Below are 24,321 nucleotides of genomic sequence, written 5' to 3'. Positions count from 1 at the left end.
TAACAGCAGATTAATCAGGAAAAATAGAGGGCCACATGTGGGAGCGGGCTTGCTCGCGAAGGCGGAGCATCAGAGACACATGTATTGACTGACACACCGCTTTCGCGAGCAAGCCCGCTCCCACATTTTGGACAGTGTTGTTAGGGGGGATTATTCCAGCGCCGCAGCCGGGCCGAAGAACTCATAGCGCGCCTGCTTCTCCGGTACGCCCAGCGCCTTCAGGTGCCGCTTGATCGCCGCCATGAACCCCTTGGGCCCCAGGAAGTACGCATCGACATCCCGCTGCTCAGGCAACCAGGCCGCCAACTGCTCCTGGTTCAGCATTCCAACCTTGTCCGCCGCCGGGCTGATGCCGTCATCTTCGGCATAGCAGTAGAAACGCTTGAGCTGCGGATGCTGGGCCGCCAGGCTGTCTACCCAGTCACGGAACGCATGCACCCCGCCATTACGGGCGCAGTGGATAAAATGCACCGGGCGCTGGGTCGCCAGGGCCGCTTCGAGCATCGGCAGGGTTGGGGTGATACCCACCCCGCCGCTGATCAGCACCAGCGGTTTATCACTGGCGGCCAGGGTGAACTCGCCCGACGGTGGAAACAGGTCAATGGTGGCGCCGACGTGCATCTGGTCATGCAGGTAGTTGGACACCCGCCCACCGGCTTCGCGCTTGACGCTGATGCGGTACATGCCGTTATCGGTAAGGGCCGACAGGGAATAGTTGCGACGCACTTCTTCGCCATCGAGCACCAGTTTCAGGCCGATGTACTGGCCAGGTGTGGCGGCCAGGATCGGGCCGTTATCCACCGGGGCGAAGTAGAACGAGGTGATCTCGTCGCTCTCTTCCACGCGCTTGACCAAAAGGAACGGCCGCGCACCGCGCCAGCCGCCGGGCGCCTGGGCTTTTTCATCGTAAATGGCCGCTTCGGCGCCGATCAGGATGTCCGCCAGTTGACCGTAGGCCGCGCCCCAGGCGCTCATTACCTCAGGAGTGGCAATTTCGCTGCCCAGCACTTCGGAAATAGCTCGCAGCAGGCAGGCACCGACGATGGGGTAATGCTCGGGCAGGATCTGCAAGGCCACGTGCTTGTTGATGATCTTGGCCACCAGATCGCCCAATTGGTCCAACTGGTCAATATGGCGCGCATACATCAGCACCCCATTGGCCAGGGCGCGGGGTTGGTCGCCACTGGCCTGGTGAGCCTGGTTGAACAGCGGGCGCACTTCGGGATACTCAGAGAGCATCATGCGGTAAAAATGGGTGATCAGCGCTTCGCCACCACTTTCCAGCAGGGGCACGGTGGATTTGACGATTGCACGGTCTTGGGCACTAAGCATGGGAGACTCCTAGGTCTTTTTACTCATTACCCTTTGGTACTCAGTATTCGTGCCAACTAAAAAAACCTTTATTTTCAATGGATAAAATACAATTTAGTCAAAATGACTTCCTACGCTTTATAGTCATAAGGACTACAAGGAGTCATTATGACTGCACAACCTTTACTCACCACCCTGCTGCCGCTGGTTGCCGACCTGTCGCGGGAATTGCCCGAAGGCGAGCGTTACCGACGCCTGCTGCACGCCATGCGCGCCCTGCTGCCCTGTGACGCCGCCGCGTTGCTGCGCCTGGACGGTGAGTGGCTGGTGCCGCTGGCCGTGGATGGCTTGAGCCCCGACACCCTGGGCCGACGCTTCAAGATCAGCGAACACCCGCGTTTCGAGATACTGCTGAGCAGCCCCAGCCCTACCCGCTTCGACAGTGACAGCCAATTGCCCGACCCCTATGACGGCCTGGTCGCCGGTTTGCACGGGCATCTGGAAGTCCACGACTGCATGGGCTGCCCGCTGTTTATCGACGATCGGCCCTGGGGCCTGCTGACCCTGGACGCCCTCGACACCGAGCGCTTTGAACGGGTCGAACTGGACGCTTTGCAAGCCTTCGCCAGCCTCGCCGCGGCCACGGTCAATGTCGCGCAGCGCATCGAGCGCCTGGCGCTGCGAGCGGAAGACGAACACCAACGCGCCGAGATCTATCGCCAGGCCAGCGGCCAGCAGCACAAAGAAATGATCGGCCAGAGCAAGACGCATAAACGACTGGTTGAGGAAATCAAACTGGTGGGTGGCAGCGACCTGACCGTGCTGATCACCGGCGAAACCGGGGTCGGCAAGGAGCTGGTGGCCCAGGCGATTCACGCGGCGTCATCCCGCGCCGACAAACCGTTGATCAGTCTCAATTGCGCCGCCCTGCCCGAGACCCTGGTGGAAAGCGAGCTGTTCGGCCATGTGCGCGGCGCCTTTACCGGGGCGCTGAACGAGCGCCGGGGCAAATTCGAACTGGCCAATGGCGGCACCTTGTTCCTCGATGAGGTGGGTGAGTTGTCGTTGACCGTGCAGGCCAAGCTGCTGCGTGTACTGCAAAGCGGCCAGTTGCAGCGCCTGGGGTCAGACAAGGAGCACCAGGTGGATGTGCGCCTGATCGCCGCGACCAACCGCGACCTCGCCGAAGAGGTGCGCAACGGGCGTTACCGTGCCGACTTCTATCACCGTTTAAGCGTGTACCCGCTGCAAGTGCCGGCACTACGTGAGCGCGGGCGTGATGTGCTGCTATTGGCAGGTTTTTTCCTCGAACAGAACCGCTCGCGCATGGGCCTGGGCAGCTTGCGCCTGACCGCCGACGCCCAAGCGGCGCTGTTGGCCTATGACTGGCCGGGCAACGTGCGCGAACTGGAACATCTGATCGGTCGCAGCGCATTGAAAGCCCTGGGTAGCTGTCGCGAACGCCCAAAAATTCTCAGCCTGAGCGCACAGGACCTGGACTTGCCCAACGTCACTGCTACGGTGATCGAAGCACCGGTCGAAGCCGTGCCCATGGCCACTGGCGACCTGCGCCAGGCCACCGATCACTACCAGCGCCAGGTCATCAGCGCCTGCCTGGAACGTCATCAGCACAATTGGGCCGGCGCCGCCCGCGAACTGGGCCTGGACCGCGCCAACCTCGGGCGCATGGCCAAGCGCCTGGGCCTCAAATAGACCAGGCGACTCAGTAAAGTGTGGGAGGGGGGCGTGCCCCCGATAGCCATAGGTGTCTACACAGCTTTATATCAGCCGACCCAACCGTAACCACGATGCGAAGCGAGCCGCTCTTGATCTTGCTCTGCTTTTGATCTCTGGCGCCCCGTTAAACCACGCTGGCCGGAATTCGACAGGGATTTGGGGGGTAAACCGGCAGGGATGCCGGTTTAGCCGCCCCGCGCCATGGATGGCGCGTGGCGGCGGCCCCCTAAATCCCTGTCGGATTACGGGCACACCGAGCCTAGGCGAGGTGCCGAGTGGTGGGGCAAGAGCGTTTTGCTCACTTTTGCGCTTTTCAAAAGTGAGCCGCCGTAAGGGCGGAACCAATAGTGGCCGTTACCCAAATAACGGATATGTACTTGATCAAACTCCAACATCCTAGTGGGCTGCCAGGCCGCCATCGGGAGCAAGTCGAATCGTCGCACCGCCCCTCCCCCAGGGGCCTGCGGCGCACCTAAAGTTGTGTAGATACCCATGCCCCGATAGCGGTAAGTCAGTACCAAATAGGCTGACTGACCCACAGCCATCGGGGGCAAGCCCCCCACATTAGATTTGTTTCGCATGAAAAGTCGGAGCTACCGGCTTGGGTTTACGAAACACCAACACATTCCCCAACATCACCAACGCCAGCCCGGCCAAAGCCGGCGCTGTCCACTGGTAGCCCTCGGCAAACGCCGACACATTCAACGCCACCACCGGGAACAATACCGTGCAATACGCGGCTTTTTCCGGGCCCATGCGGCCAACCAGGGTGAGGTAAGCAGTAAAGCCGATCACAGAACCCGGGATCACCAGGTACCACAGGGCGCCGATATACCGCGCACTCCAGTCCATTTGGAATGGAATACCGCGTACCGTGCAATAGGTGGCCAACATCGCGGCGCCATAGGCCATGCCCCAGGCGTTGGTGGTCAACGGCTTGAGCCCGGCCTTCTGTTGCAGGCTCGAGAGCATATTGCCCGCCGAGAAACACAGTGTCCCCAGCAGCGCCAAACCCAGACCCAGCAAAGTCTGCGGGCTGGCGGTATGCCCAGCCAATTCCGGCCAGAACAGAAAGCCCAGGCCCAGCAACCCAAGCGCGCCGCCCATCAACACGTTACGTGCAACCCGCTGGCCGAAAAACACCCGGGCATTCAGAGCGTTCCACAAGGTCGCCGTGGAAAACACCACCGCCACCAGGCCGCTGGGTATCCACTGGCTGGCAGTCAGAAAACACATGAAGTTGACGCAAAACAGGCACAGTCCTTGGGCCAGGCAGATCAGGTGCCCGCGCCTGTTCATCACCTGTAATTTGCCGCTGAGCAGCAACAGCCCGAACAGCACCAGCGCAGCCAAGCCGAAGCGATAAACGATCGACACAGGAATGGCAACTACGCCCAGCTGCCATTTGAGCGCGATCCAGGTGGTGCCCCAGATCAGCACGGTCAGTAAATACAGGAAGAGGTTCATAGCGGACTCCATCGATTGAGCCACAGTGTCGCCCCCAGCCCTTGAAAGGCTCTTGCACATTCTTGCGCTTTTGTCGGGCGGTGGGCTCACAGCGCCAGCCGTGGAGCGTAGGATGCATGGTGTCGGAGAACACACCATGCCAGAGCTGCAATCCCTGCAAGTCTTTCAGTCCCTCAACCGTTCGCCCCACGCGCACCTGGAAGCCTGCGCGGAACTGGGTGATGGCTTGGCTGCGGCCGTGTGGAGCAACCACCATGACGCGCAGGATTACCAGGCGCCCAGCCATCACACCTTGTCGTGCTATATCGGCGGCGGCACCGGCACGTTTCGCCGTGAGCGGCCGGGCACCAAGGGCGGCCCCGACAAGCTGTGCATCCTGCCGGCCGAGCATCAATCGGCCTGGGTGATCAATGGTGAGATTCGCCTGGCCCATGTGTATTTCAGCCCGGAACAATTTGCCCTCGGCTGCATCACCCTGCTCGACCGCGAGCCGCGTGCGCTGCAATTGCGGGAAGGCACCTTCCTTGAAGATGCCCGCCAGGCCCGGCGCTTTCACCAATTGGTCGGCCTCAACTGGCATGAGCCCGGTGAGCGCCTGCTGACCAGCAGCCTGGCCCATGAAATGCTCAGCCATACCCTGCTCAGCCAGGTCGGCGCCCGCGAAGGCTTGCGCCTCAAAGGCGGGCTGGCGGCGCACCAGCGGCGGCTGTTGGTGGAGTATATCGACCACCACGTCGAAGATCCCATCAGCCTCGGCCAACTGGCCGCGATGTGCGCTCTGTCGGAATACCATTTCGCCCGGATGTTCCGGCAAAGCTTCGGTCTGCCGCCCCATCAATACCTGTTGGCACGGCGCCTGGTGCGGGCGCAGACCTTGCTGCGCAGCAGCGCGTTGCCCATAGGCGAGGTCGCTCTGCTGTGCGGTTTTTCCAGCGCCAGCCATTTCAACCAGCGCTTTCGCCAAGCCATGGGCGCCACCCCGAGTGAATACCGCCAGGCCTTCTGCGCCTAAACCATCAAGCCCAGCGTCTTGGCCTTGGCCACCGCCTGGGTGCGTCGCTCCACTCCGAGTTTGCTGTGGATACGCCGTGCATGGGTCTTGACGGTATGCAGGGAAATATACAGGCGCTCGGCGATTTCCAGATTGGAATTGCCGAGGGCGATCAACTCCAGCACTTGCAGCTCGCGCTGGCTCAGCGGGTTTTCCACGGCACCGACAGGCGCTGCCTGTGGCTCCAGGCCCAGCTCACTCAATAGCGCCGGGGCGCGCAAACGCAACTCGCGAATGGCCTGCTGCACCTGGCAACGCCCCGCCAGCGCCAACCCGGCCTGCAACGCCCGACGAGCCAAGGCGGGGTCACCGAGCTGCCAGGTCACTTCTCCCAGCACCAGGTGCAGTTCGGTTTCCAGGCAGAGCATGCCGCGCTGCCGGGAGGTGTCGAGCAAGGCATTGAGCCGCGTAATGGGTTGTTCGGCACAGCCCAGCTTGACCTCGGCCAACACCAGCAAATATTCCAGTCGCGGGATCAGCTCCAAGGTGGCCGGTGGCGCCTGCTTGGCGCAAGGCCCACGAAAATGACGCAACACCCGGCGCACCGCTTGCACCGTCAATTCAGCACGTCCCTGCTGCAACCAGAAGTGCCCGCTGACCAATAGCAGCACCGCACGATACACCGTGTCCGGCACATGGCGCTGCTGCATCAGGCGCTCGGCGTCACGCAGTTGGATAAAAGCTTGGGCGTAGTCGCCCCGATTGGCGGCCAACAGCGCCAGGCCGAGAAAACCATACAGCACGCGCTTATCCTGGCTCTGCTGGCACATGGTCAAGCCCGTTTCAAAACACTCGGCCGCCAAGCTGTCTTGGCCCTGCCGCAAGGCTAAGTGCCCGCGACGCAGCACAATACGCCCCACCAACGGCCCAGCCTTGAGACGTTGGCGAGCCAACATCGCCTGCACCGCCTCCAACAGGCTTTGTGCCCGGTAGGGTGCGCCGCGCTGCTCCAGCAATTGAGCATGATCCAGCTCCAGCAAGGCCTCGAGCACCAGCGAATCATGGGCGCGGGCCAGGCACAGGGCTTCGCGGTTCAAGGCTTGGGCGACATCCAGCTCACCGCGCAACAAGGCTTGCTGGGTCAGGCCCGACAGGCACATCAGGCGCGACGTCCAGGCACTCTCAGGCAAGGCTTGCAACGCTTCGAGGAAATGCTCGCGGGAGCGTCCGGCATCGCCGCTCAAATGCAGCAGCCAGCCCCATTGGGCCTGCCAGCGTGCCAGCAGATAGCGTTGCCCAGCGGCCGTCGGCTGGGGGGCAAATCGGGCCAGTTGGTCGATACACAGCGCCGCCTGCTCGAAGCGTCCGGCAAACAGCAAGGCGGCCGTGACCAACCCCACTAATTGCGCAGACCCCAACATCAACTCATCGCCGTGCTGCTCATGCAGGCGCAACAGGAGCACCGCGTTTTGCTGGCGAAACAAATCCTCGAAACTGAAATGCTGCAACAGGCTTACCGCCAGTTCGTATTCCTCTGCCAGCAGCGCCTGCTCGAAGGCCGCTTGCCAGTCGCTTTGGGCAGTAAACCACTGGCACGCACGTCGATGCCATGAATGCTTGGTCGGCCAGGGGGCGTTGCGCATCAACCGTGCCAGCGGGGGGAAGACTTGCAGCCAGTCACTGGTGCCTTCCCAGGGCTGGGTAAACGCACCGAGCGTCTGCAACTCGTTCAAGTACTGAGCGCCGTCGTCAATGCCGAATAGATGCTCACACAAGCTTTGATTGAAACGTGGCAGATGGGCCAGCACGTGCCAGGCGTCCACCAATGGCGCCGGCAAGGTGTTGAAGAGCTCATGCTGCAGGTAATCGAGCAAGGTTTTGTCGGGATGGCCGTCGCCCAGCAAGGCAATACGTACCCCGGCACACCAACCGGCGCTGAACTGCATAACGCTGTCGACGCTCTGCCCTGGGGCGAGCAGCGTCTGGATCTCCGCAGCGCTGAATGACAACTCACTGCACTCCAGCAATTCATCGTCGAGCAACAGGCGTGGCCAGTTGCACAACGGACGTCGCCGCGCACCCAGCCACCAGGTCAGGTGTGGGCTGCTGGCGGTGAGCAAACGGTCAAGCAAGGCGTCCAGCTCGGGCGCCGGCAGACGACAGAAATCGTCGAGAAAAAGCCAGGTGGGATTTGGCCAGCGGCTGAGGTCGAGCAGTAATGTGGCTTCATCGATAAACCGCAGGCCTAAGTGTTGCGCCAGCCGTGCGCAGAAATCCACGGGGCTTGGCGCAGTTCCGTTGAGCGGCATCCAAACAACCTGACACTCCTTCGGCGCCTGCAACGCACACTCGGCGAGCAGCGCACTCTTGCCACTGCCTCCCGGCGCGCGCAGCAACCTCACCCGCGCCTGCGCCGCGAGCAAGGGGCCAGCCAGGCGCGGGCGCAACAGGTGGTGAGCCGACAGCCTTGGCATGAGTCCAGGACGGTCCAGGCAGCGGGTCATGGCGGTCATTGCTGCATCCTGCTTTTTTATTGTTATGCAACCGTAGACCCGTGGTTGGTGGTTGTTGAAGAAGTATTCAGCGGGGTGATTAGTGACCATGCACAAACCCGACATTCCATTGGGCTGTCAGGCCGCCATCGGGGCAAGCCCCCTCCCACACTTTGATTGCATTTCACAAAGGTACTATCGAACGCCTGCCGACCTCAGTGCGGCCGGGGTGTAGTCAGCGGCCTTGGCGGCGAAGCCGAACACGAAGCTGCTCTTCTCTTCGTTCTTCATGCCCAGTGCGATATAGCGCCCCGCGATGAGGTCGTACAATGTTTCCACGGTGTAGGCCGGCACCTGGTGGTCGTAGTAGAACTGTGCGTGACCTTCGGCCACCCGCCACAGTTGGCCGCGACCGTCGTAGTGATCCACCAGGGCGACCTGCCAGCTGTCTTCATCGATGTACATATGGCGCTTGGCGTAGATGTGCCGCTCGCTGGGCTTGACGGTGCCGACCACTTCCCACACGCGGTGCAGTTCATAGCGGGTCAGGTCCTGGTTGATATGCCCGGCCTTGATGATGTCGTCGTACTTGAGCTTCGGCGAGTCGAGTTTGTAGCTGTTGTAGGGGATGTACATTTCCTTCTTGCCCACCAGCTTCCAGTCATAACGGTCCGGGGCGCCGGAGAACATGTCGAAGTTGTCGGTGGTGCGCAGGCCGTCGGAGGCCGTGCCCGGACCGTCATAGGACACCTGCGGCGCCCGCCGCACACGACGCTGGCCGGCGTTGTAGATCCAGGCCAGGCGCGGTTCCTTCACCTGGTCGAGGGTTTCGTGCACCAGCAGCACATTGCCTGCCAGCCGCGCCGGGGCGGTGACCGATTGCTTGAAGTAACTCAACACGTTGGCCGCCTTGGCCTGGTCGATATCCGCGATGGCCTGGGGCACCGCGACTTCTTCTTCGAAGCGGATCGGCGTGTAGCTGCCGTTGGTCTGCGGCGTGGCCTGGGTGATGATGCGGCGCAGGTTGCCACCGTGATAACGGGTGATGTGGTTCCACAGCACCTCCACACCGTTCTTCGGGATCGGGAACGCGTAATAACGGTTGCCGGTGAAATTTTCCAGGCCGTTGCCATCGTTGATCGCATGCACATTGAGTGCACTGCGCTTGATCGACTCATAGATGTCCGCCGGCAGATTGACCGTGCGATGGCTGGGGTAGACTGGAATCTTGTAGGTCTCGGGGTAGCGCTTGAACATCGCCACCTGGCCGTCGGAGAGTTTGTCCTTGTACTTGTCCACCGTGGCGGGCGTGATCACGAACAGCGGTTTTTCATTGGCAAAGGGGTCGGCGAGAAAGCCCTTGCTGTCTACCGCGCCGGCGTTTTTCGGGATGCCGCCGGTCCAGGCCGGGATCGAGCCATCGGCGTTGCCGGCCTTCTCGGCGCCGACCGGGGTCAGGGTGGTGCCGAGCTTGGCGGCTTCTTCGGGCGACACCGCCGCCATTACGTTAGCGGCCAATACACTCAGGGCCATCACTGCAATCATCTTACGCATAGAGTCTTGTCCTTCTTTAAGCCAGATCAGAAGTTCACGCCGAAGCTGAGGGCGAGGAAGTCGCGGTCGGTCAGGGTGTTGTAGTCACCGCCAAAGAAGTCGGTGTAGCTGAGGCTGGCGGTATAGGTGCTGCGATAGTCCGCATCCACGCCGACGCTGATAGCCTTGGCGCCTTTGTTGAACAGGCCGTTGGGGCCGTAGCCAGCCACATCGTGGGACCAGGACAGATTGGGCTTAAGGTTCACCCCAGCAATCGCGTTGTTGTAGTCGAGGATCGCCCGCGCGCGGTAGCCCCAGGAGGTGGAGGTGACGAAACCGTCAGTGTCGCCCTCGAAACCGTAGGCGCCGTACACCGAGTCGCGGCCGTAACGCAGCTTGCTTTTATCCTCCAGGCCCGCGACATGCACCACCGCCGCCTCGCCAACCAGCGTCAGGCGTTCGGCGCCCAGCACTTGGTCGAAGAACTGGGTCATGGTGCTTTGGATCTGGGTAATTTCCTTGCGGCGGTAACCTTTGTTGTCCGCGCCGAACGCGCTGCGGATCGGCGACGCGGTATTGCCGGCAATCGGATTGACCAGTGCCAGCGTCAGGTCGGTGGTGTTGAGTTGTACCGGTGCATTCGGCCGATAGCTGATCTCGCCAGTCCAGGCCGTGCCGGTAGGCAGGGTGGTAGAAAAACTGGCACCGAACAGGCGGATATCTTCCGGGTAATCCAGGTAGTACTGGCCACGGCCGAGCATGGTGCTCTGGGCCAGGGCCGACCCGAAGCCGGGCGGAGCAGCGGCACCAATGGCACCGATGGTCGCAAGGTTGGTATTGGCGGTAATCGTGCCCACGGTCGGGGTACGGCTGTGGTAATTCATGAAGTACAGGCCGTATTCAGTGTCATCACCCAGCCAGCGCAAGGCCGCGCCAAACTGGCCGGAGTCTCGTGCATCACGGTCGGCGGCACGCTGCACTACCACCCCTTCGCGGGTCACCACAAAGCCTTGGCCACGTGCCGCTGCTATGGGCTGCAGAGGGGCAATCGCCGGGTTACCCACCGTGTAGTTACCGGTGCAGCCGTCCGCCGCCACATCCCCTCCGAAGAATGTGCCGCAGTTGTCCAGCACGGTCTGGTCCCATTCCAGCTGGTAGAAACCCTCCACGGTCAGTTGGTTGGTCAGGCTTTGTGATGCGAACAGCATGTTCACCGGGATCAACCCTTCCTTGATCTCGGCCCCTGGGCGGCGAAACGCCGAGACGTCAACGGGGTTGATGCTGTTGATGGAGTTACCGATGAAGGTGCTTTCGCCCCAACTGACCACCTGCTTGCCGGCGCGCACGGTACCGGGCAGGTCGCCCAGGGAGTAGTTGTGGTAGACGAAGGCGTCGAGGATCTGCGCGCCGCTGGATTTGGCGCCTTCCTTGCGGTTGTGGTCGCTGATCTGCTTGAACTCACGGTCTTCGTCCTTGAGCTCGAAGTCGTACCAGTACTTGCCACGCACGAATACGCCGGTATCGCCGTATTTAAGCTCGAGGTCGTGCAGGCCCTTGAAGATCTTGGAAAAGGTCTCGCCCTTCTTGAAGTTGAGGCGCCCGTCATCCCCGGTAGACGCCTGGCCGGTGCCGCCGTTGACGGTACTGACCAGGCTTTTGTCGGCATCGCGCATACCCCAGCTCGCGCCCACCGAAAGCGAAGAATCGAATTGCCCTTCGATCTCGCCAATATTGAACGAAACCGCCTGCGCCTGTGCGCAGCAACCCAATGCAACCGCAGTGGCCAGCGCCTGTGGCTTGAAGATGGCGCGCATTATTGTCTTTGTCATGCGTCTTCCCCGGTGAGTGACAGAAGGCCCCACCCTACTGCCGCCCTTGAGGAGGGATAAGCGCACCAAGGAGGTATTCGTGTTGTCACTCGAAAGGATGAACAGCCCAGCAGGACGGGGTTTGCACAGCAGGCATGGATTGGACGGATATGGGGCTATCAGGAGGATCGATGGCGGGGGGAAATTATTGTCATTTATGTAACAGTCCTTGTCCTGAACTGCTATTACTCATTTTGTTACAACCGATTATTCTTACCCGGCTTTCAGGGCAAACAGCCCGCTTCCAAGGTTGGGAGAAAAAGCCTATTTACAACAGATTGATCCTTTATTCAGTCTGTTGCCGGTGTTCACTGACGTTGATTTGTCGCTCCTTGATCCAACGTCTTACTTCGGCCGCTGCTTATGCAGCGGCCTTTTTTATGCCTGGAATAAACCGGGGCGTCATCGACGCCCCGTAGGATTCAGTGTTTTTCCAGCAACGATCAGAGGCTGAACTTCTGCAAGTTAGCCATCATCTCCTTCAGTGCCTCGATATTGTCCCTGGGATGTGCCGCCCCTTCAAAATCGCAGATCTGCTGCCAGTGAGCTGCCACATCATCCGGAGAGAAGCCCGCCTCAGGATCAAAGCCCACCCCCAGGCTGCGCTCCCAGCGGGTCTTGCCGATCCAACCACCACCGACTTCAAACAAACCCGCGGTTTCCCCGCAGGCTTCACTGCCCAGGTACACCACCAGCGGGCTGACCAACTCCGGCTTGAGCCGTTCGAACACCTGCGGCGGGATCAGCCCTTCGGTCATGCGCGTGCCGCCCGTGGGTGCAATGGCGTTGACCAGGATATTGTTTTTGCGCCCTTCCAGCGCCAGCGTACGGGTTAAGCCATACAAACCCAACTTAGCCATGCCGTAGTTGGACTGACCGAAATTGCCGTAGATGCCAGAGGTGGAGGCGGTGAAGATCACCCGACCATAACCCTGCTCGCGCAGATGGGGCCAGGCGGCGCGGGTGACTTTGTAGGCACCTTCGACATGCACCCGGTAAACCAGGTCCCAGTCGCTGTCGTCCATCTTGTGGAAAGTCTTGTCGCGCAGAATCCCGGCATTGTTGACCACTACGTCAACACGGCCGAATGCATCCAGGGCGTTCTGTACGATCTTGTCGCCGTCGGTGACGGAATCATGGTTGGCTTCGGCAATGCCCCCCGCCGCCCGAATCTCGGCCACCACGCGGTCGGCCGCCGAGGCATTCGCGCCCTCACCCTGGGTTGAGCCACCCAGGTCATTAACCAGCACTTTGGCCCCGTGTTTGGCAAACAGCAGCGCATGGGCTCGGCCCAGGCCACCGCCGGCACCGGTGACGATCACGACCTTATCCTGAAACTGCACTGATTCACTCATACCGAACTCCGCTGGCGACTATGGGAATAACCAGAGTGTCACGCACAGCGCCTTTGGTCACAATAAAGACGGCCGAGGCTGAATGGTGCTCGATAAGGCAGCAGGATGATGCATTTTCAGGAAAAGACCGCACGCGGCGCCGGCTGGCCGAGACGATCACGGAACGCCTGGTAGTGTTTGAGCACTTGCACCGGCGCCTCGATCTGCGGGTAGTGGCCAATATTGGCCAGCAGTACCGTGTCGGCGTGGGGCACCAGTTGGTGATAGCGTTCGACCATATGGGCGCCGGAAATAGGATCAACCTCGCCATTGATCACCCGCAACGCTACACCGCCCTGCTGCATGGCGGCTACCCAGCGCTCGCGCAGGCGATGGCGCTGTGGAATGTAGGCAATCAGCTTGTGCAGGATGCGTGGGCCATCGTTGCCGTTGATCAGGCTCCAGAAATCGTCCAGGGCGCTTTCACTGGGGCGTGTGCGCGGGCCGAAGATCTGGTTGAAACTGCTGGCCAGTGCATTACGCCCAAATGCCCGGCCAATCATCCAGCCCAGGGGGCTGAGCAATAACTTTTGCACCAACGTCGGCCGATGGGTTTCCGGAAACAGCCCGCCGTTGAGGAACACACAGCTGGCCATCTGAAAACGCCCCTCGTAATGCCGGGCGAGTAATTCCTGGGCGATGCTGTCACCGTAGTCATGGGCCAGGACATGCACCGGTTGCTCCACTCGCAGGTGATCAAGCAGTGCCTGTTGCAAGTCGGCTTGTTCCAGCAGGCAATAGTCGTGATTCAGGGGCTTGGCCGAGTCGCCAAAGCCGAGCATGTCGCAGGCAATCACTAGATGGCGCTGGGCCAACGGCTGCCACAGATAGTGCCAATCCCAACTGGCAGTGGGGAAGCCATGAATCAGCAGCAATGGCTCGCCCTGCCCGGCCACCCAGTAACGCAGGGTATGGCCACGAAAGACGAAGTCCTGGCCGCGTTTGCGCCAGGCTCTGAGTGGTATCTCGGCAAGTGGCATCAGCTTTTATATCCGGGGTCCTGGTGGTCCAGTTTGCGCAGCAGCGCCGGCCAAGCCAGCGCACCGCCCATACCTTGGGCGCTTTTTGTGACAGCTGCCACCATCGCCTTGGCACCGGCGAGAATCTGCGGCCCGATGGCAATCAGATCGGTGGCGCCGTTTTGCGCCAGTACCTGGATCTCGCAGGCACGCTGGAAGGTGAACATCATCAGGAAGGTGTCGGCGATGGTGCCGGCGCAGGTCAGCAGGCCGTGGTTGTGCAGCATCAGGAAATTGTTGTCGCCCAGGTCCGCCTGCAGGCGCGCCTTTTCTTCGTGATTGAGCGCCACGCCTTCATAGGCGTGATAGCCAAGGCTCGACAGCACGAACAGCGATTGCTGGCTGATAGGCAACACCCCCTGCTTTTGTGCAGAGACCGCCACGCCCGCAGCGGTGTGGGTATGCAGCACGCACGTCACGTCATGGCGCACTTCGTGGATGGCGCTGTGGATGGTGTAGCCCGCAGGATTGATTTCGTAGGGGCTGTCCATCTGCTTGTTGCCGGCCTGGTCGACCTTGACCAGGCTCGAGGCGGTAATCTCGTGGAACATCAGCCCATAGGGGTTGATCAGGAAGTCTTCGGTGCCCGGCACCTTGGCGGAAATATGCGTGAAAATCAGGTCGTCCCAGCCATGCATCGCCACCAAGCGATAACAGGCCGCCAGGTCGACGCGGGTCTGCCATTCGGCAGCGCTGACCAGGGCTTTGACATTTTGTGGCGATAAAGCGGGGGCTAGGCTCACGGCAATGACCTCCTTGGCGCACTTCTTATTGTGTCGAAAGTGAGAGCCAGTCTAGTCAGACGCCGAGGCCGAAGGAGTTGCCTTCGCAGCCAGCTTGATGACTGAGCGAGTCAGCCAACAGAATAGTACAAATTTGTGTCAGGCAAACGCCGTCAATGAAGGCAGGTCTTCACTGACGACGCTGACTGCGATCAACCGCGCAGTGCAGTGACCAGCTCGGCCAGCCACGGCTCGGCATCGGTTTCCGGGGTGACGCTTTCGCTGGCGTCCAGGCGCAGCATCGGCAGTACCTCACGTACTCCCAACTCAGCGAACAATTCGCGCATCTGCTCCCCGCCACCACAGAAAGTATCGCCATAACTGGCATCGCCCAACCCAATGACCGCACCGGGCAGGCCGCGCCAGGCAGCGGGCAGTTGATCGCGAATGGTCGAATACAGGGGTTGCAGATTGTCGGGCAACTCACCCATGCCGGTGGTCGAGGTCACCGCCAGGAAGGCCTCAGGGCCAAACGCCTGCACGTCGGCCAAGGTAGCGCGAGGGTTATGCCAGGCTTCAAAACCGGCGTCTTTGAGGATTTCTTTGGCATGGCGAGCGACTTCTTCAGCCGTGCCATAGACCGAGCCGGAAAGGATGGCGACTTTCATCAATCTGATCCTGTAGTTGAGTGAAAGCCTGGGATATTAGCAGCCCGTGCCAATATTTCAGTGCGCACCGTGCAACATTCAAGACTTGCCATAAACTTGCAGGGTCAAAACAAGCCATGGACCGCTCAATGATTAACGCCAAGCTGCTGCAAATGGTCGTCAATGCTTCCAACGACGGCATCGTCGTTGCCGAACGCGAAGGCAGGGACAAACCGCTGATCTACGTCAACCCGGCCTTCGAGCGGATGACCGGCTACACCCTGGACGAGATCCTGTATCAGGACTGCCGCTTCCTCCAGTCAGGCGACCGTGACCAGCCGGCGCTGATGGCCATCCGTGAAGCCCTCGACAGCGGTGGCATGTGCCGGGAGATCCTGCGCAACTACCGCAAAGACGGCAGCCACTTCTGGAATGAGTTATCGCTTTCGACGGTGTACAACGAGGCCGATAAGCAGACGTACTTCGTCGGCGTGCAAAAAGACGTCACCCTTCAAGTCAAGGCGCAGCAACGCGTTGCCCAGCTGGAAGCCCAATTGGCCGAACTCAAAGCCGAGCTCGCGGCTCTCAAGGCGACGAGCGGAATTAACAAACTGTAAAAGATGCAGCCTTTAGAGCGATAATGGCTCTTTAATGCCTTAGCCTTGAGCCAGATCAATGCAGCGCCACACGCTATTGACGCAGGACGAGCTGGATTTTATCCAGGACATGCAGCACAACCCGCAGCTCAACCTGCGGGATGCGTGGTCGAGCCTGACGGTCAATGGCGGAGCGCAGATTCGCGATTTGCTAACCCGGCTTGCCGCTCACGACCAGGTCACCATCCAGGCGCAGTTCGACAACCAGCAACTGACCTTCCCCCTGCATTTGGTGGAAGATGAATTTCATGCCGTGCATTTGCGCCTGGGTGTGCCGAGCATTTTCGAAGACGGCCCGATGATCCGCCCCTGGCGGCTGGCCCTGGAAGCGCCCGTGGCGCTGGAGAACGTCAAGGGCTACGCCAGCGCATTGTGGGTGCACGAAGTGTCATTCAAGGGTGTGCTGGTAGAGGTGCGTGGCCGGACCAACCCACCCAAGACCTTTTCCCTGTGGTTCAGCCCTTCCGGCTACGAGCGTATCGCGCTGCGCGGTACGTTGGAGCGGGAAACCGCTCGAGGCCTGTTTGCCTATCGCCTGAATCAGAGTGATGCCGGTGAAATCGAGCGCCTGCGCCAGTTCATCCTGCACCAGCACCGCCTGGTCCATCCCCAGGTGCATGCCTGAGATCAGGTATCCAGGCGACCGCTGAGAAACTGCTGCAAGCGACGTGGCATCACACGGCCGTCATTGCCCAGGCAACCAATCGACGAGCCCGCGAGGCTCTGTTCGGCCAGGTCAGAGACATCCCCAGCCAGCAGCAGCGGGCAATCGAGCGTCAATGCAAGGCGATTGAGCCGCGATGGTAGTTCTGCGCCGGGTGCGTGATTGGAAAACATCACCAAGGCTTGCGGCCGGGTTCTCTCACAAATCAGCGTCAATTCATCGAGTGGCTGGCCCACTCCCAGAACCTTGACTGCGAGCTTGTCGCTTGACATCAACAGGCCTGCAACCAGCATTTCCAGCTCACGGCACTCTCCCGCGATGGCCGCCAACAGCACCCTGGGTACCGGCGAGGCACAGGCCATCTGCAGGCAACGCGAGGCGTGCGAGCGCAGGAAGTTGTCGAAGAACAGCCACTCGCTGGCCTGGCCAAAGCGCCCCTGATGACGCAACAGTTGCTGCCATAGCGGCATCAGAATGTCTTGAAACACCACTGTCGTTGAGTAGACGCTGAAGATCTGGCCATACAGCTGGCCCAGCTCATGATCATCAAAGGCGCTGATTGCCAACCTCAGCTGCGCCTGCCACTGGCGCCACTCCAGTTCGGTATCGCTGCGTGACGCCGTGGCGGGCTCGCCAGGCAGTGGGTGGCGCGCCAGGATCTTGCCCACTTTGCTCACCGCTACGCCACGCTCGATCCAGTCGAGAATGCGATGAACCGTATCGATATCGGTGCTTGAATACAGCCGGTGCCCACTTTCGGTGCGCACGGGCTGGATCAAGCCATAGCGACGCTCCCAGGCACGCAGTGTCACCGGGTTAACACCGGTAACCCTTGCCACTTCACGAATCGGAAACAGCACCTCGGCGTCAGCGTGACTGTCGGGTGTCTCTTCTCGAACAGGAGCAATGATTTCGGACATCAGCGGTCAAAAAATTCGTGTGAGCTTGGATCTTATTTAACGCCCATTGCAGCCCATGATTCAAGATCTACGGCGATCCATCCGAAGTTTCTGGCGTATCTCGGCAAAACAGGAATAATCCTTGCCTGTTTTTTACGTCGCTGCATCACCCCCGCAGCTTCGTTCGTGCGCCGCTTACCCGGCCCAGCGCACCTGATCACTTGGAGATACACGATGTCTACCTCCCCCGTCACCTTGATGGTTGCGCGCCGCGTCGCCAAAGGTCGCTACGAAGAGTTGATGGCCTGGCTGCGCGAAGGCGAGCAATTGGCCACTGACTTCCCTGGTTACCTGGGTTCCGGCGTGCTGGCCCCGCCAGCCCATGACGATGAATTCCAGATCATCTTCCGCTTCGCCGATGAAAAGACCCTGCACGCCTGGGAGTTTTCCGCCTCACGCAGCGCGTGGCTGAGCCGCGGCAGTGAACTGTTTGCCGACCCATCCGAGCACCGTGTAAGCGGTATCGATGGCTGGTTTGGCGCCGTGGGTGCTCGCCCTCCACGCTGGAAACAGGCCGTGGCGATCTGGCTGGCGTTTTTCCCGGTGTCATTGCTGTTCAACTTCGGCCTGGGGCCGCTGCTCAACGAGTTGGACTTGTTCAGCCGGGTACTGGTCAGCACGGCTGCGCTGACACCGTTGATGGTTTACCTCTTCATCCCGCTGTCGACCCATCTGCTGGCGAACTGGCTACAGCCCTCGCCTCCTCGCAAGGTCACCGAAGCCGCCGCTTGAGTACAGGGGGCGGGAGCGCTGGTATAGTTTCAGCCTGCCAGCGACTTGAGCCTCCCATGATTGCAACCAACGCCCCGATCCTCATCACCGGTGCCGGCCAACGGGTCGGCCTGCATTGCGCCGAGCGCCTGCTGGGCGAGGGCCAATCGGTGATTTTCAGCTACCGCAGCGAACGCCCCGGCGTGCAGGCCCTGCGCGATCGGGGTGCCATCGGTGTGTTCGCCGACTTCTCCAGCGAAGCCGGGATTCTTGCCTTTATTGCCGAACTGCACACCCACACCCAAAGCCTGCGCGCGATCATCCACAACGCGTCGGCATGGGTCGCAGAAACCCCGGGCGACGAAAGCCGCGCCTTTATCGACATGTTCAGCGTGCACATGCTTGCGCCGTACCTGATCAACCTGCATTGTTCACCCTTGCTGCAACGCTCGACACCTGCCGACATCGTGCATATCAGCGATGATGTGGTGCGCAAGGGCAGTCGCCAGCACATTGCCTACTGCGCCACCAAGGCCGGGCTCGACAGCCTAACGTTGTCGTTTGCCGCGCAGTTCGCGCCGTTGATCAAGGTCAATGGCATCGCTCCGGCGATGGTGATGTTCAATGAGGGCGATGACGCGGCCTATCGCGCCAAGGTCCTGGACAAGTCGGCCATGGGCATCGAGCCCGGGCCCGAGGTGATCTACCAGAGCGTGCGCTACCTGCTGGACAACCCCTATGTCACCGGTACCACCCTGACCGTCAACGGCGGGCGGCATATCAAGTAAGCCGTTTGTGAGGATGTTGCATGACTTTATCCCTGCCCTACCACTATCGCGAAATCCTCAAGGGCTTGGGCGAAGACCCGCAGCGCGAGGGCCTGCTCGACACGCCCAAGCGTGCCGCCAAGGCCATGCAGTACCTGTGTCATGGCTACGAGCAGAACCTGGAAGAAATCGTCAACGGCGCGCTGTTCGCCTCCGATAATGACGAAATGGTGATCCTCAAGGACATCGAGTTGTACTCGTTGTGCGAGCATCACCTGCTGCCCTTTATCGGCAAGGCCCACGTAGCCTATATTCCGACCGGCAAGGTACTGGGCCTGTCGAAACTGGCGCGCATCGTGGATATGTTCGCCCGACGCCTGCAGATCCAGGAAAACCTCACGCGCCAGATCGCCGACGCCATCCAGGACGTGACCCAGGCCGCCGGCGTGGCTGTGGTGATCGAAGCCAAACACATGTGCATGATGATGCGCGGCGTGGAAAAACAGAATTCAACCATGAACACCTCGGTGATGCTCGGCGCCTTTCGCGAATCGAACACCACGCGCATGGAGTTCCTGCAACTGATTGGACGGAGCAAGTAGCAATGCCACAACTTCAACCAGGCATGGCGCGTATCCGGGTCAAGGACCTGCAACTACGCACCTTTATCGGCATCAACGAGGACGAAATCCTCAATAAGCAGGATGTGCTGATCAACCTGACCATCCTGTATGCCGCCCAGGAAGCCGTGCGCGACAACGATATCGACCACGCCCTGAACTACCGCACCATCACCAAGGCGATCATCGCCCATGTCGAAGGCAACCGTTTCGCTCTGCTGGAGCGCCTGACCCAAGAGTTGCTGGACCTGGTGATGAGCAACGAGTCGGTGCTGTACGCCGAGGTCGAAGTGGACAAGCCCCATGCGCTGCGTTTTGCCGAATCGGTTTCGATTACCCTGGCGGCCAGCCGCTAACCCCCTGAATCTGCAGTGAGCCCTATGAACGACCAACAACGCCTCGAACTCGAAGCCGCCGCCTTCCGCCGGCTGGTAGCCCACCTGGACAGCCGCAAGGATGTGCAGAACATAGACCTGATGAACCTCGCCGGCTTCTGCCGCAACTGCCTGTCCAAGTGGTACAAGGCCGAGGCCGACGAGCGCCAGATCGAGGTCAGCCTAGATGAAGCCCGTGAAGTGGTGTACGGCATGCCGTATGCCGAGTGGAAAGCCCAATACCAGCAAGAAGCCAACGCCGACCAACAAGCAGCGTTTGCCAAAGGAAAACCCCATGACTGATTTGAATACCCTGCGTGCCAGCCTCGACAGCGGCGAGCACGTATTTGCCGATACCCTGGCCTTTGTCGCGGCCAATTACGACTACCAGCCGCAGGCTTTCACCAATGGCGATGTGGAAAATGCTGCCGGACAAAACGAAGGCTCGTGCAAGACCTTGGGCCTGGCACTGCTGGAAGGCTTGAGCGACCAGCAAGCCTTGCTGGCGTTTGGCGAGCATTACCGCTCGGTGATGGCCACGCCGGACGGCAGTGACCATGGCAATATTCGGGCTTTGATTGCCCATGGTTTGGCTGGGGTAAAATTTGCCGCGCAGCCGCTGGCTCGCAAATCCTGAGTCAAATACATATCCAAATGTGGGAGGGGGCTTGCTCCCGATGGCGGTGGGCCAGCTAACTAATACTTGGCTGAAAACCCGCTATCGGGAGCAAGCCCCCTCCCACATTTTTTTGCGCGTTGTTTAGAACGAAGCGTCCTTCAAACCGTCGAGGTAACGCTCGGCATCCAGGGCCGCCATGCAACCGGCACCGGCCGAGGTAATGGCTTGGCGATAGACGTGGTCAGCCACGTCGCCGGCAGCGAAGATCCCTTCGATGTTGGTCGCGGTAGCATTGCCTTCACGACCGCCCTGCACCACCAGATAGCCGTCTTTGGCTTCCAGCACGCCTTCGAACAGCGAGGTGTTCGGAGTGTGGCCGATAGCGATGAACACGCCATCCACTTTCAGCTCGTCGAAGCTGCCGTCGTTGTTTTTCAGGCGAGCACCGGTCACGCCCATGTTGTCACCCAGGACTTCATCCAGGGTGGCGTTGAGCTTGAGGATGATCTTGCCTTCAGCGACACGGGCGTGCAGCTTGTCGATCAGGATTTTTTCGGCGCGGAAGGTCTCGCGGCGGTGGACCAAGGTCACGGTGCTGGCGATGTTAGCCAGGTACAGTGCCTCTTCCACGGCGGTATTACCGCCGCCAACCACGGCAACCGGCTTGTTGCGGTAGAAGAAACCGTCGCAGGTGGCGCAGGCGGAAACGCCCTTGCCCATGAAGGCTTCTTCCGAGGGCAGGCCCAGGTAACGTGCGCTGGCACCGGTGGCGATGATCAGTGCGTCACAGGTGTACACGCCGCTGTCGCCGGTCAGGCTGTAAGGCTTCTGCGAGAAATCGACTTTATTGATATGGTCAAAGACGATCTCGGTTTCAAAACGCTCCGCGTGCTCTTTCATACGCTCCATGAGCACCGGCCCCGTCAGGCCATGGACGTCGCCCGGCCAGTTGTCGACTTCAGTAGTGGTGGTCAACTGGCCGCCCGCCTGCATGCCGGTGATCAGCAGCGGCTTGAGATTGGCCCGGGCAGCGTAGACAGCAGCGCTGTAACCGGCAGGGCCGGATCCGAGAATAATCACTCGGGAATGACGGGTATCAGACATGACTCACTCCTATCGACCGCTCGAACCACAGAGCGGCTGGAATAAAAAAGGACCGCGAAGCACTTGGGGAAGGCTTTTAACTCGCCAGGTCCTGAAAAATAATGGGTGCAGGGTATCGAGGGGGGCAAGATTAAGGAAATACGCATTAACAATCCAGCTCATAGCGACTCTCTATGTGCTTGATTGAGTTAATCGACACCTTTGTTACCGTGGATGTCGCCTACGTGCCTGCGCTTTCACATCCTGTGCAAAGCCGGTAAGGTCGGCGCGTTCGTCATCCTGCTCGGAGTTGTCCATGCCTGCCCCTGTTCTTTCCGGCCCGCAATACCTGCGTGAAGGCCTCAAGCTGGTGTTGAGCCCCGGCCTGCGCCTGTTTGTATTATTGCCGCTGGGGATCAACCTGGTGTTGTTCGTCGGGTTGATCTATTTTGCCGGCCATCAGTTCAGCCTGTGGGTCGATAGCTTGATACCGACGCTGCCCGGTTGGCTAGCTTTTTTGAATTACCTGTTGTGGCCGCTGTTTGTGGTGCTGGTGGTGCTGATGGTGTTTTTTACCTTCACCATGCTTGCCAATATTATCGCGGCGCCATTCAACGGCTTCCTCGCGGAGAAAGTCGAGGTGGTGGTACGTGGCACCGATGACTTCCCGCCTTTCAGCTGGGGTGAGCTGATCGCCATGGTCCCACGTACCCTGGCCCGGGAAATGCGCAAGCTGGGATACTTCCTGCCACGGGCCATCGGCCTGTTTATCCTGTCGTTCATTCCGGTGGTGAACCTGATCGCGGCGCCGCTATGGTTGCTGTTCGGCGTGTGGATGATGGCTATCCAATACATCGACTACCCGGCAGATAACCACAAGCTGGGCTGGAACGAAATGCTCGCCTGGCTGCGCCAGAAACGCTGGCAGAGCATGAGCTTCGGCGGCATCGTCTACCTGGTGCTGCTGGTGCCGGTGGTCAATCTGCTGATGATGCCGGCTGCGGTCGCCGGGGCGACGTTGTTCTGGGTACGCGAGCAAGGCGCCGAGACGATGGCTCAGCAAGCCGTTGCCAAGTCATAAATCCATCATCCCACTGACACAATGACGACATGGCCCACGGCGACACTGTGGGTCATGACGACAGCCTCGCTTCACATCACCCTGATCACCGAAACCTTCCCGCCGGAAATCAACGGGGTGGCCAATACCCTCGGCCGCCTGTGCGAGGGTTTGCGTGCGCGCGGCCATCAGATCGAACTGGTACGCCCGCGCCAAGGTGCCGACGAGAGCCGCTCGAGTGACAATCAATTGCTGCTGTGTCGCGGCTGGCCATTGCCGGGTTATCCAGGGCTGCAGTGGGGCCAGTCGTCGATGCACAAATTGCTCAGGCGCTGGAGCCGCCAACGTCCGGACGTGCTGTACATCGCCACGGAGGGGCCGCTGGGCTTATCGGCCCTGCGCGCGGCGCGTCGGCTGGGTATCAGCGTCGTCAGCGGTTTTCACACCAACTTCCAGCAGTATTCGAACCAGTATGGCTTGAGCTTGCTCAGTCGCCTGGTCACCCATTACCTGCGCTGGTTTCATAACCGTTCGAGCCTGACCCTGGTACCGAGCGCCAGCCAACGGCTGGAACTGGAACGTCGACATTTCGAGCGCCTGGAGATGTTGTCACGGGGCGTCGACAGCCAATTGTTCCATCCGGCCAAACGCGACAACGCACTGCGCGAAACATGGGCGTTGAACAATGAGCAAATCGCCGTGCTGCACGTGGGAAGGCTTGCACAGGAAAAGAACCTGGGCCTGCTGAAACGCTGCTTCGAGACGCTGCAGGACCGTTACCCAATGCGCCAGATGAAACTGATCATCGTTGGTGATGGGCCGCAACGGGCAATGCTGGAAAAGGAACTGCCCGAAGCGATTTTCTGCGGGGCCTTGCGCGGTGAAGAACTGGCGCGGCACTACGCGTCCGGCGATGTGTTCTTGTTCCCCAGCATGACCGAAACCTTCGGCAACGTGGTACTGGAAGCCATGGCCTCGGGGCTGGGTGTGGTGGCCTACGACCAGGCAGCCGCTACCCAGCACATTCGTCACGGCTATAACGGCGTGCTGGCGATGCCAGGGGATGAAGATGCGTTTTGCGAGGCGGCCAACTGGCTGCTGGAGGATACGGAGAGTTTAAGGCGCATGCGCTTGAATGCTCGCCAACATGCCAGCCGCCAAGGCTGGGCAGCGATTATCGAGCAATTCGAGCATCACTTGCGTCGGGTGTGCGGGGAGCGTTTCGCCCTTGCGCCGCAACCTTATGTGCGCTGAGCAATCTGCCGTTTACGTGAAAACCGCGATGAGCCTGCAGCAGGCCACTCAAGTTTTGCCTGGTATTTAAAAGGGGAACCCATGGGCCACGAAACGCCAACCATTGATACCTGCCGGTCAAGCAGGCCCTTTTAAATAATGGAGATATTGAACAATGCCGATTTATGGAATGGGTGTACGCAATGGCGTCAATATGCCAACCGCGGAATGGACACGCCAGCAACAATGGCTGGATCAATCTCGCGCAGAACCGCCAACCTATGGTCAGCCTGGGCATAAAGATGCGATCAAGGCTGACCACCACAAAGAGCTGAATAAGCGTCCAGAGTATTAATCACTAGAGCCGCAAAACTCCCTGTGGTTATCACAGGGA

Annotated in this window: 24 protein-coding genes; 13 read left to right on the top strand and 11 right to left on the bottom strand. The window is 60.2% G+C overall.

The window, feature by feature from the left end; translation table 11 throughout:
- Positions 1 to 150 precede the first annotated feature (150 nt).
- Positions 151 to 1,332, bottom strand: a complete 1,182-nt coding sequence (gene hmpA, locus KVH01_RS13890) for an NO-inducible flavohemoprotein (protein WP_217881827.1) — start codon at positions 1,330 to 1,332, stop codon at positions 151 to 153.
- 147 nt (positions 1,333 to 1,479) lie between these two features.
- Here hmpA and norR point away from each other — a divergent pair, with 147 nt between their 5' ends.
- Positions 1,480 to 3,024, top strand: coding sequence for a nitric oxide reductase transcriptional regulator NorR (norR, locus tag KVH01_RS13885; protein ID WP_217881826.1), 1,545 nt, complete (start codon positions 1,480 to 1,482; stop codon positions 3,022 to 3,024).
- A 588-nt stretch (positions 3,025 to 3,612) separates the two neighbouring features.
- Here the strand turns inward: norR and KVH01_RS13880 are convergent.
- Complete coding sequence (locus KVH01_RS13880; protein ID WP_217881825.1) at positions 3,613 to 4,515, bottom strand: DMT family transporter; 903 nt, start codon at positions 4,513 to 4,515, stop codon at positions 3,613 to 3,615.
- Between the two features lie 136 nt (positions 4,516 to 4,651).
- Here KVH01_RS13880 and KVH01_RS13875 point away from each other — a divergent pair, with 136 nt between their 5' ends.
- On the top strand, positions 4,652 to 5,527 hold the full coding sequence (locus KVH01_RS13875; RefSeq protein WP_217881824.1) for a helix-turn-helix domain-containing protein: 876 nt from the start codon (positions 4,652 to 4,654) through the stop codon (positions 5,525 to 5,527).
- Here KVH01_RS13875 and KVH01_RS13870 read toward each other — a convergent pair.
- The 7 genes from KVH01_RS13870 to KVH01_RS13840 all read right to left on the bottom strand — a co-directional run bounded on the left by KVH01_RS13870 (position 5,524) and on the right by KVH01_RS13840 (position 15,202).
- Positions 5,524 to 8,019, bottom strand: a complete 2,496-nt coding sequence (locus KVH01_RS13870; RefSeq protein ID WP_217881823.1) for a LuxR C-terminal-related transcriptional regulator — start codon at positions 8,017 to 8,019, stop codon at positions 5,524 to 5,526. The two genes, KVH01_RS13875 and KVH01_RS13870, sit on opposite strands and share 4 nt — an antisense overlap.
- A 174-nt stretch (positions 8,020 to 8,193) precedes the next feature.
- A complete protein-coding gene (locus KVH01_RS13865; RefSeq protein ID WP_057025185.1) occupies positions 8,194 to 9,552 on the bottom strand; it encodes a DUF1329 domain-containing protein in 1,359 nt (452 codons plus the stop codon).
- 26 nt (positions 9,553 to 9,578) lie between these two features.
- Positions 9,579 to 11,360, bottom strand: coding sequence for a DUF1302 domain-containing protein (locus KVH01_RS13860; protein WP_217881822.1), 1,782 nt, complete (start codon positions 11,358 to 11,360; stop codon positions 9,579 to 9,581).
- Positions 11,361 to 11,842: 482 nt separating this feature from the next.
- Positions 11,843 to 12,754: an SDR family oxidoreductase gene (locus KVH01_RS13855; protein ID WP_043046786.1), complete on the bottom strand. Its 912-nt coding sequence runs from the start codon at positions 12,752 to 12,754 to the stop codon at positions 11,843 to 11,845.
- A 116-nt stretch (positions 12,755 to 12,870) separates the two neighbouring features.
- On the bottom strand, positions 12,871 to 13,773 hold the full coding sequence (locus KVH01_RS13850; protein ID WP_217881821.1) for an alpha/beta fold hydrolase: 903 nt from the start codon (positions 13,771 to 13,773) through the stop codon (positions 12,871 to 12,873).
- Positions 13,773 to 14,555 carry a class II aldolase/adducin family protein gene (locus KVH01_RS13845; protein WP_217881820.1) on the bottom strand — a complete coding sequence of 261 codons (783 nt, stop codon included), beginning with the start codon at positions 14,553 to 14,555 and terminating at the stop codon, positions 13,773 to 13,775. The genes KVH01_RS13850 and KVH01_RS13845 overlap by 1 nt, the downstream gene beginning before the upstream one ends.
- A 191-nt stretch (positions 14,556 to 14,746) precedes the next feature.
- Entirely contained in the window at positions 14,747 to 15,202 is a 456-nt protein-coding gene (locus tag KVH01_RS13840; protein ID WP_217881819.1) for a flavodoxin, read from the bottom strand.
- Between the two features lie 128 nt (positions 15,203 to 15,330).
- On the opposite strand from KVH01_RS13840, the gene KVH01_RS13835 reads away from it, so the two are divergent.
- A complete protein-coding gene (locus KVH01_RS13835) occupies positions 15,331 to 15,798 on the top strand; it encodes a PAS domain S-box protein (protein ID WP_046069483.1) in 468 nt (155 codons plus the stop codon).
- Positions 15,799 to 15,856: 58 nt separating this feature from the next.
- Positions 15,857 to 16,462: a hypothetical protein gene (locus KVH01_RS13830; protein ID WP_059396513.1), complete on the top strand. Its 606-nt coding sequence runs from the start codon at positions 15,857 to 15,859 to the stop codon at positions 16,460 to 16,462.
- Between the two features lie 2 nt (positions 16,463 to 16,464).
- Here the strand turns inward: KVH01_RS13830 and KVH01_RS13825 are convergent, their stop codons facing one another.
- Positions 16,465 to 17,421 (bottom strand): MerR family transcriptional regulator, encoded by a 957-nt coding sequence (locus tag KVH01_RS13825; RefSeq protein WP_217881818.1) that lies wholly within the window; start codon positions 17,419 to 17,421, stop codon positions 16,465 to 16,467.
- Between the two features lie 213 nt (positions 17,422 to 17,634).
- On the opposite strand from KVH01_RS13825, the gene KVH01_RS13820 reads away from it, so the two are divergent.
- Genes KVH01_RS13820 through KVH01_RS13795 form a run of 6 tightly spaced genes read left to right on the top strand, consistent with a single transcriptional unit; the run spans position 17,635 to position 20,569 of the window.
- Positions 17,635 to 18,192 carry an antibiotic biosynthesis monooxygenase gene (locus KVH01_RS13820; RefSeq protein WP_217881817.1) on the top strand — a complete coding sequence of 186 codons (558 nt, stop codon included), beginning with the start codon at positions 17,635 to 17,637 and terminating at the stop codon, positions 18,190 to 18,192.
- Positions 18,193 to 18,248: 56 nt separating this feature from the next.
- Positions 18,249 to 18,959 (top strand): dihydromonapterin reductase, encoded by a 711-nt coding sequence (gene folM / locus KVH01_RS13815; protein WP_217881816.1) that lies wholly within the window; start codon positions 18,249 to 18,251, stop codon positions 18,957 to 18,959.
- Positions 18,960 to 18,979: 20 nt separating this feature from the next.
- Positions 18,980 to 19,540 carry a GTP cyclohydrolase I FolE gene (gene folE / locus KVH01_RS13810; RefSeq protein ID WP_217881815.1) on the top strand — a complete coding sequence of 187 codons (561 nt, stop codon included), beginning with the start codon at positions 18,980 to 18,982 and terminating at the stop codon, positions 19,538 to 19,540.
- Positions 19,541 to 19,542: 2 nt separating this feature from the next.
- Entirely contained in the window at positions 19,543 to 19,914 is a 372-nt protein-coding gene (gene folX, locus KVH01_RS13805; RefSeq protein ID WP_217881814.1) for a dihydroneopterin triphosphate 2'-epimerase, read from the top strand.
- 24 nt (positions 19,915 to 19,938) lie between these two features.
- On the top strand, positions 19,939 to 20,235 hold the full coding sequence (locus KVH01_RS13800) for a DUF1244 domain-containing protein (protein ID WP_014719882.1): 297 nt from the start codon (positions 19,939 to 19,941) through the stop codon (positions 20,233 to 20,235).
- Positions 20,228 to 20,569 (top strand): HopJ type III effector protein, encoded by a 342-nt coding sequence (locus tag KVH01_RS13795; protein WP_124413037.1) that lies wholly within the window; start codon positions 20,228 to 20,230, stop codon positions 20,567 to 20,569. The genes KVH01_RS13800 and KVH01_RS13795 overlap by 8 nt, the downstream gene beginning before the upstream one ends.
- A gap of 123 nt (positions 20,570 to 20,692) precedes the next feature.
- Here KVH01_RS13795 and trxB read toward each other — a convergent pair whose 3' ends face one another.
- Positions 20,693 to 21,655, bottom strand: a complete 963-nt coding sequence (gene trxB / locus KVH01_RS13790) for a thioredoxin-disulfide reductase (RefSeq protein WP_217881813.1) — start codon at positions 21,653 to 21,655, stop codon at positions 20,693 to 20,695.
- A gap of 295 nt (positions 21,656 to 21,950) precedes the next feature.
- Here trxB and cysZ point away from each other — a divergent pair, with 295 nt between their 5' ends.
- The 3 genes from cysZ (at position 21,951) to KVH01_RS13775 (ending at position 24,282) form a co-directional block, all read left to right on the top strand.
- On the top strand, positions 21,951 to 22,715 hold the full coding sequence (gene cysZ, locus KVH01_RS13785; RefSeq protein WP_217881812.1) for a sulfate transporter CysZ: 765 nt from the start codon (positions 21,951 to 21,953) through the stop codon (positions 22,713 to 22,715).
- 54 nt (positions 22,716 to 22,769) lie between these two features.
- Positions 22,770 to 23,948: a glycosyltransferase family 4 protein gene (locus KVH01_RS13780; RefSeq protein WP_217881811.1), complete on the top strand. Its 1,179-nt coding sequence runs from the start codon at positions 22,770 to 22,772 to the stop codon at positions 23,946 to 23,948.
- A 154-nt stretch (positions 23,949 to 24,102) separates the two neighbouring features.
- Positions 24,103 to 24,282: a hypothetical protein gene (locus KVH01_RS13775; RefSeq protein WP_217881810.1), complete on the top strand. Its 180-nt coding sequence runs from the start codon at positions 24,103 to 24,105 to the stop codon at positions 24,280 to 24,282.
- Positions 24,283 to 24,321 lie beyond the last annotated feature (39 nt).

The sequence above is a fragment of the Pseudomonas khavaziana genome (assembly GCF_019145205.1).
In the GTDB taxonomy this organism is placed as follows: Bacteria; Pseudomonadota; Gammaproteobacteria; order Pseudomonadales; family Pseudomonadaceae; genus Aquipseudomonas; species Aquipseudomonas khavaziana.
Note: the sequence above shows the minus strand (reverse complement) of the source record. Positions and strands in the feature narration are given on the sequence as shown.